This window comes from Promicromonospora sp. NPDC057488 (assembly GCF_042802395.1).
Classification (GTDB): domain Bacteria; phylum Actinomycetota; class Actinomycetes; order Actinomycetales; family Cellulomonadaceae; genus Promicromonospora.
Genome location: NZ_JBHVEG010000247.1, coordinates 1 through 7,296, shown reverse-complemented (window position 1 = coordinate 7,296; position 7,296 = coordinate 1). Strand labels below are relative to the sequence as shown.

Here is a 7,296-nt window from a genome sequence, read left to right as displayed (position 1 = left end):
TGTCGAGACCTGGTGAGGTCTCGACAAGCTCGACCAGCGGTGGGGCTGCTCGACCAGCGGTGGGGCTGCTCGACCAGCGGTGGGGCTGCTCGACCAGCAGGTGGATCAGTGGGCGAAGTGGCGCGTGCCCGTGAGGTACATCGTGACGCCGGCCGCCTCGGCGGCCTTGACGACCTCCTCGTCGCGGATCGAGCCGCCCGGCTGCACGACGGCGGTAACGCCGGCGTCGAGCAGCACCTGGAGGCCGTCCGCGAACGGGAAGAACGCGTCGGACGCCGCGACGGCGCCGCGGGCGCGCTCGACCGGGCCGGACTCGCCGTCGGCCAGGGTGTTGGCGCGCTCGACCGAGAGGCGGCACGAGTCCACGCGGTTCACCTGGCCCATGCCGATGCCGACGGCCGCGCCGTCCTTGGCCAGCAGGATCGCGTTCGACTTGGCGGCGCGCACGGCCTTCCAGGCGAACGCGAGGTCGGCGAGCACCTCGGGCGACGCCGCCTCGCCGGTCGCCAGCGTCCAGTTCTCCGGGCTGTCGCCGTCGGCCTGGAACCGGTCGGTGGCCTGCATGAGCAGCCCGCCGGAGATGGGCCGGGTCTCGACGGCGCCGGCCGGCGCCTCGGGGACCACCAGCAGCCGGATGTTCTTCTTGGCCTGGAGGATCTCCAGCGCCTCGGGCTCGAAGCCGGGGGCCACGACGACCTCGGTGAACACCGGCGCGATCTGCCGCGCGGCGTCGGCCGTGACGGTGCGGTTGGCCGCGATCACGCCGCCGTACGCGCTGACCGGGTCGGTCGCGTGCGCCCGGGCGTGCGCCTCGGCGATGTCGCCGCCGACGGCGATACCGCACGGGTTGGCGTGCTTGATGATCGCGACGGCGGGGCCCTCGTGGTCCCAGGCGGCGCGCCACGCGGCGTCGGCGTCGACGTAGTTGTTGTAGCTCATCGCCTTGCCGTGCAGCTGCTCGGCCTGGGCCAGGCCCGTGACGCCGTCGCCGCGGGTGTACAGGGCGGCGCGCTGGTGCGGGTTCTCGCCGTAGCGCAGCACGTCGGCGCGCTCCCAGGTGCCGCCGACCCAGGCCGGGAAGCCGGTCGAGACGGGGCCGTCGGCACCGTCGACGGCGTCCGTCGGGGAGACGACCGAACCCATCCAGGACGCCACGGCAACGTCGTAGGTCGCGGTGTGCACGAACGCGGCGGCGGCGAGCGCCTTGCGCTGGGCGTAGGTGAAGCCGCCGGCCCGCACAGCCGCGGCGACGTCGTCGTACCGGGCCGGGTCCACGACCACGGCGACGGACGGGTGGTTCTTGGCCGCGGCGCGCACCATGGACGGCCCGCCGATGTCGATCTGCTCGACGACGGCGTCCGGCCCGGCGCCCGAGGCGACGGTGGCGGCGAACGGGTAGAGGTTCACGACGACGAGCTCGAACGGCGAGATCTCGAGCTGCGCGAGCTGGTCGAGGTGGTCCTGCTTGCGGGTGTCGGCCAGGATGCCGGCGTGCACGCGCGGGTGCAGGGTCTTGACCCGGCCCTCGAGGCACTCGGGGAAGCCCGTGAGCTCCTCGACCGGCGTGACGGGGATGCCCGCGTCGGCGATCTTGGACGCGGTGGAGCCGGTCGAGACCAGCTCGACGCCGGCGTCGTGCAGCGCGGTGGCGAGCTCGATCAGGCCGGTCTTGTCGTAGACGCTCAGCAGCGCGCGCCGCACGGGGCGCTGCGAGTCGTCGGTGAGCTGGACGTCAGGGGTGGACGGGGCGCCGGACATGGCGGTTCTCCTCGGAAGTAGCCTCGTGGAAAACCCTGGCACCCAGGCGGGCGGCGCGCATCACGGGTCGGTCGGCCGCTCCCCGGTGGTGACCCACCCTCGCCAGTCACGGCCAGGTGCAGTCTAGCGGTGGCCGGAAGATGCCGTTCCGGCCCCTGGGTCTTGCGTCCGTCCCGGGGCACGGGAGTAGGTTGTGCAGCCAACCGGACAACGACGTCCGGTAAGGACCGGAGGGATCGCGCGATGACGCACGAGGAAGTGGTCGACGTACTGGTGGCCGGGACGGGCGCCGCCGGGCTCAGCGCGGCGATCGCCGCCGCAGACGCCGGGGCGAAGGTGCTGGTCGTGGAGTCGTCGGCCCGGTGGGGCGGCACTACGATGCGCAGCGGCGGCGGGCTGTGGCTGCCGGACAACCCGGTGATGCGGCGCGCGGGGATCGCCGACTCCCGCGCGGAGGCGCTGACCTACATGCAGGCGGCGATCGGCGACGTCGGCCCCGCGAGCTCGGCCGCCCGGCGGGAGGCGTTCGTCGACACCGTCGACGAGCTGGTCACCGCCCTGGAGGGGCACGGTGTGCGCTGGTCGGCCGCGAAGAAGTACCCCGACTACTACCCCGAGCGGCCCGGCGGCAAGATCGGCCGGTCCATCGAGCCCCGGCCGTACGACACGCGGCGGCTCGGCGACTGGATCGAGCGCTCCCGCGTCAAGGACGGCGTGCCGCTCGCGGTCATGAACGACGACTTCTACGAGCTGGGCCGGGCCTGGTCCACGCCGTCGGGCTTCGTCCGCGGGGCGCGGCTGGTGTTCCGCGTCCTGGGCGGCCTGCTCACCGGCAAGAAGCAGGTCGGCATGGGGGCGGCGCTGGCCTGTTCCCTCATGGAGGTCGTGCGGGCGCAGGGCACGGAGGTGCGCCTGAGCACGCCCCTGACGGAGCTCCTGGTGGAGGACGGCGCCGTGGTGGGCGCCGTCGTCGGGATGCCGCAGGCCCGCCGCACCGTGCGCGTGACCGGCGGCGTCGTGCTGGGCGCGGGCGGGTTCGCCCACCGGACCCGCTGGCGCGAGAGGCACCATGGCGTGCCGGGCTGGAGCGCTGCGTCCGAGGACGACCAGGGCACGGGCATCGAGGCCGGGGCCGACGCCGGCGGCGCGCTCGCGCTGATGGACGACGCCTGGTGGGGCGCGGGCGTGGACAACAAGGGCCAGGGGATGCACGGCTTCGTGCTGTCCGAGCGGTCCATGCCGTACTCGATGGTCGTGGACTCCTCGGGCGCCCGGTACGTCAACGAGTCCACGAGCTACATCGACTTCGGCCACGCGCTGCTGGAGCGGCACCCCCAGGTGGCGGCGAACCCGTCGTGGCTGGTCATGGACGTCCGCGCGCGGCGGCGCTACCTCAACACGTCGCTCCTGAGCGGCCGGCGGCGGTACGTGGACGACGGCACGCTCGTCTACGCGGACACCCTCGCGGAGCTGGCGGACGCGCTCGGCCTGGACCCGCGGACGTTCCGGGACACGGTCGCGCGGTTCAACGGGTTCGCGCGGACCGGCAGGGACACCGACTTCGGCCGCGGCGACTCCGCCTACGACCGCTACTACTCGGACCCCACCGTCCGGCCCAACCCGAACCTCGGCGCGATCGAGCGCGGACCCTTCTCCGCGCTGCGGATCGTGCCCGGCGACCTGGGCACCAAGGGCGGGCTGCTCACCGACGAGCAGGCGCGGGTGCTGCGGGCGGACGGCTCCGCGATCCCCGGCCTGTACGCCGCGGGGAACACCACGGCGTCGGTCATGGGGCGCACCTACCCCGGGCCCGGGTCGACGATCGGCCCGGCGGCCGTGTTCGGCTGGATCGGCGGGCAGCAGGCGGCGGGGCGGCGGGGGTAGGGCACGGGCGGGCCGGGGTAGGGCGCGGGCGGACGAGGCGCGCGCTAGGCGGCGTCGGGGATGCGGGCCTCCAGACCCAGCAGCTCCCAGGCCCGCCGCGCGCGGCGCACCCGGTCCTCTCCCTCGGCCTGGGACAGCCCGCCGGCCATCATGGCCACCGCGAGCAGCAGGTCTTCCGACGTCGTCCCGGCCCGGACGGCGCCGGAGCCGGTCGCGCCCGCCAGCCGCGTGCCCAGCGCGACGGCGACCCGCTCGCCCAGGGCGACGATCCGCTCGTCCGCGGGCACCCGCGACCGGACCAGGTCGACGAACCCGACCGAGTCGATCGCGTTCCGCGTGACCAGCCCGAGCAGGTCGGCCAGGTCCGCGGTGGGGACCGCCGCGAGCTCCTCGACGGCGACGACCTGCTCCTCGAACACCGCGACCACGAGGTCCAGGCGGTCCGGGAAGTGGCGGTAGAGGCTCCCCTGGCCGACGCCTGCCCGCTTGGCGACCGCGCTCAGCGGCGCGCTCGTGCCGGCGGAGCCGAAGACCTCGCGGGCGGCCGCGAGCAGGGCCGCCCGGTTGCCCGCGGCGGCGCGAGGGCCGAGGTTGGGCGCCCCGCCGCGCCGGGTCGTGCCGTGCGGGACGGCCGTGCCGCGCGGCACGGCGCCGGGTCGGGGATCACGAAGTACGCCGGTCATGGGGCTATCCTAGATACCGGACAGTGTTGTCCGGTATCCATCTCGTCCGAGGAGCGCACCATGGCACTGACCACCCACTCGACCGTCGGCGACTGGCTCGACCACCCCGTCGGGGGCCGGATCCTCGCCGACTTCCTCGCCCAGGGCGGGGCGACGCCGGACTCGCTGGCCCCGGCCCGCGGCCTGGCGCTGGAGCAGCTCGTCGCGATGTCCGGCGGCAAGTTCCCCGCGGAGGCGCTCGACGCGCTGCTCGCCGCGTACCGGGAGGCAGCGCCCGAGGAGGCCGCGGCCGGCGACGCGGCGGACGACGAGCCGGCCGCCACCGGCTGGAGCGAGCAGATCACCCCGGGCCGGTTCGCCGGCCAGACCGTCGTCGTCACGGGAGCGGCGTCCGGCATCGGCCGCGCCGTCGCCGCCCGCGTGGCCCGTGAGGGCGGGCGCGTGATCGCCGCCGACATCTCCGCGGAGAAGCTCGACGAGCTCGCCGCCGCGCTGACCGACCTCCCGGCCGGGGCCGAGATCGTCCCCGTGGCGGGCGACATCTCGGCCCAGGACGACGTCGACCGCATCGTGGCGACGGCCGGTGAGCGCGTGGACGCGCTGGCCAACGTCGCCGGGATCATGGACGACATGTCGGCGGTCCACGAGGTCACCGACGCCCTGTGGGAGCGCGTGCTGCGCGTGAACCTGGAGGGCACGATGCGGCTCACCCGCGCCGTCGTACCCGGCATGCTGGCCGCTACGGAGGGGCGCATCGTGAACGTCGCCTCCGAGGCCGGGCTGCGCGGCTCGGCCGCCGGCGTCGCCTACACGGCCTCCAAGCACGCGGTGGTCGGGCTGACGAAGTCGACCGCCGTGATGTACGCGAAGCACGGCATCCGCACCAACGCGGTGGCGCCCGGCGGCGTCGCCACGGGTATCCAGCTGCCGGGCCAGGCGGAGTTCGGCGCCCCGGTGCTGCGGCCGTACCAGGCCAACATCCTCAGCCTCGCCATGCCGGAGGAGCTCGCGGCGACCATCACGTTCCTGCTGTCGCGCGACTCGGCGAACCTGAACGGGGCGATCATCGCCTCGGACGGCGGCTGGTCCGCCGTCTGACCCCTGCCCCTGACGTGTCAGACCCTCAGGCCCCCCGGGTGACCTGAGGGTCTGACACGTCGGGGCTACGGCTGGACCGAGACCACCAGGAACGCGGCGAGCAGCACCAGGTGCACCACGCCCTGGAGGGTCTTGGCCCGACCCGGGGTGATGCTCAGCATCGCCACGACGACGGAGACCGCGAGCAGCACCATCTGGGTCGGCTCGAGACCGAGCGTGAGCGGGCCGTCCATCCAGATCATCGCGACGGCGATGGTCGGGATGGTCAGGCCGATCGACGCCATGGCGGAGCCGTAGGCGAGATTGAGGCTGGTCTGCACCCGGTTGCGCAGGGCATTGCGGACGGCGGCGATCGACTCGGGCGCCAGCACGAGCAACGCGATCACCACGCCGACGACGGTGTAGGGCAGGCCGGCGGCCTTGACCCCGTGCTCGATGGTCGGCGAGAGCATCTTGGCCAGGAAGACCACGGAGACCAGCGCGACGACCAGCAGCCCGAGGCTGAACCACGCCTCCTTGGCGGGCGGCGGGTCGGCGTGGCTGTCGCCGTCCTCGTCGAGGAGCCCGGTCATCCGGCCGTACTTGTCGCTGGAGACCGGCAGGAAGAAGTCGCGGTGCCGCACCGTCTGCGTGAACACGAACGCCCCGTACAGCAGCAGCGACGCCACAGCGGCGAAGCCGAGCTGGAAGGCGGTGTAGGCGCCACCCTCCGCCGACGTCGTGAAGCTGGGCAGGACCAGGGTGACCCCGGCCAGCGCCACCACGGTGGCCAGCGCGGACCCCGTACCCGAGGCGTTGAAGCTCACCAGGTGGTGCTTGCTCGCCCCCACGAGCAGCGACAGACCGACGATGCCGTTGAAGGTGATCATCACGGCGGCGAACACCGTGTCGCGGGCGTAGGTGCTCGCGGCATCGCCACCGCTGCTCATCAGCATGAGGATCAGCCCGACCTCGATCACGGTCACCGCGACCGCGAGGATGAGGGAGCCGAAGGGCTCGCCGACCTTGTGGGCCACCACCTCCGCGTGGTGCACCGCTGCGAGGACGGCGCCGACCAGCGCGGCGCCGATCGCCGTGAGGGTCACCGGGTGCTCGTGGTTGCTCCACGTGGCGACGAGGAGCACCAGGGCAAGGATGGGGACCACCACGGTCCATTGGAAACGGCCCCGAAGTGTCCTGGTACTCATAGCCCAATTCTATGGTGCCTCGTCAGAAGCCCTTTACCGGCCGACGGCGGTGGTAGCCGGTCTCACATCCGACCGCCCCACGAGCCCCCGGTCCCTCTGGTAACCTTGGAGGTCGCGTGTCCGCCCAGGTCGGCGGGCACAGTCGCAGCTCCTCTCCACGGGTCCCCACCCCAGTCCCGGAACTGCGACCGCCCTCTACGACCTATCCGCTCGCCGTCAGGCGAACACACCAGGAAGTCCACTCGTGGCAAACATCAAGTCCCAGATGAAGCGCATCAAGACGAACGAGAAGGCTCGTCTGCGCAACAAGTCCGTCAAGTCGGAGCTGAAGACCCACGTGCGCAAGGTGCGCGAGGCCGTCGCAGCCGGCGACAAGGAGACCGCGACGGTCGCCCTTGCCACCGCGTCGCGCAAGCTCGACAAGGCTGTCGCCAAGGGCGTCATCCACGCGAACCAGGCCGCGAACCGCAAGTCGGCCATCGCGAAGTCGGTCGCTGCTCTCTGAGCCACTTCGACTGACGCCGTCCACCCTCCGGGGCGGGCGGCGTCTTTCGTTTGCCCGGAAACCGGTGACCTGACGCGGGGGCGGGTGCGGGTCCGCGGCGCGCTGCACCGCGCCGCGCCGAGGTGCGCTTCTACCCAGCCATTAGGCCCGGAATCAACCGCGTTTCGGGCCTAATGGCCTG

General features: G+C 73.2%; 6 protein-coding genes. 3 read left to right on the top strand and 3 right to left on the bottom strand.

The window, feature by feature from the left end; all coding sequences use genetic code 11:
- Positions 1 to 105: 105 nt before the first annotated feature.
- Entirely contained in the window at positions 106 to 1,758 is a 1,653-nt protein-coding gene (gene purH / locus ACFU5G_RS28135) for a bifunctional phosphoribosylaminoimidazolecarboxamide formyltransferase/IMP cyclohydrolase (RefSeq protein WP_377252105.1), read from the bottom strand.
- A 243-nt stretch (positions 1,759 to 2,001) separates the two neighbouring features.
- Here purH and ACFU5G_RS28130 point away from each other — a divergent pair, with 243 nt between their 5' ends.
- Positions 2,002 to 3,642, top strand: a complete 1,641-nt coding sequence (locus tag ACFU5G_RS28130; RefSeq protein WP_377252103.1) for an FAD-dependent oxidoreductase — start codon at positions 2,002 to 2,004, stop codon at positions 3,640 to 3,642.
- Positions 3,643 to 3,686: 44 nt separating this feature from the next.
- On the opposite strand, the gene ACFU5G_RS28125 is transcribed toward ACFU5G_RS28130, so the two are convergent.
- Positions 3,687 to 4,325, bottom strand: coding sequence for a TetR/AcrR family transcriptional regulator (locus tag ACFU5G_RS28125; protein WP_377252101.1), 639 nt, complete (start codon positions 4,323 to 4,325; stop codon positions 3,687 to 3,689).
- 60 nt (positions 4,326 to 4,385) lie between these two features.
- Here ACFU5G_RS28125 and ACFU5G_RS28120 point away from each other — a divergent pair, with 60 nt between their 5' ends.
- Positions 4,386 to 5,423, top strand: a complete 1,038-nt coding sequence (locus tag ACFU5G_RS28120; RefSeq protein ID WP_377252099.1) for an SDR family NAD(P)-dependent oxidoreductase — start codon at positions 4,386 to 4,388, stop codon at positions 5,421 to 5,423.
- Between the two features lie 65 nt (positions 5,424 to 5,488).
- Here ACFU5G_RS28120 and ACFU5G_RS28115 read toward each other — a convergent pair whose 3' ends face one another.
- Positions 5,489 to 6,610 carry a calcium:proton antiporter gene (locus ACFU5G_RS28115; RefSeq protein ID WP_377252097.1) on the bottom strand — a complete coding sequence of 374 codons (1,122 nt, stop codon included), beginning with the start codon at positions 6,608 to 6,610 and terminating at the stop codon, positions 5,489 to 5,491.
- Between the two features lie 244 nt (positions 6,611 to 6,854).
- Between ACFU5G_RS28115 and rpsT the strand changes: the two genes are divergently transcribed.
- On the top strand, positions 6,855 to 7,115 hold the full coding sequence (gene rpsT / locus ACFU5G_RS28110; protein WP_026365415.1) for a 30S ribosomal protein S20: 261 nt from the start codon (positions 6,855 to 6,857) through the stop codon (positions 7,113 to 7,115).
- The last annotated feature ends 181 nt before the right edge of the window (positions 7,116 to 7,296 follow it).

Excerpts from the sequence above, each read along its gene's own strand:
- ACFU5G_RS28125 (WP_377252101.1), bottom strand. The coding sequence starts at position 4,325 with ATGACCGGCGTACTTCGTGATCCCCGACCCGGCGCCGTGCCGCGCGGC.
- ACFU5G_RS28130 (WP_377252103.1), top strand. The coding sequence starts at position 2,002 with ATGACGCACGAGGAAGTGGTCGACGTACTGGTGGCCGGGACGGGCGCC.
- ACFU5G_RS28120 (WP_377252099.1), top strand. The coding sequence starts at position 4,386 with ATGGCACTGACCACCCACTCGACCGTCGGCGACTGGCTCGACCACCCC.
- purH (WP_377252105.1), bottom strand. The coding sequence starts at position 1,758 with ATGTCCGGCGCCCCGTCCACCCCTGACGTCCAGCTCACCGACGACTCG.
- ACFU5G_RS28115 (WP_377252097.1), bottom strand. The coding sequence starts at position 6,610 with ATGAGTACCAGGACACTTCGGGGCCGTTTCCAATGGACCGTGGTGGTC.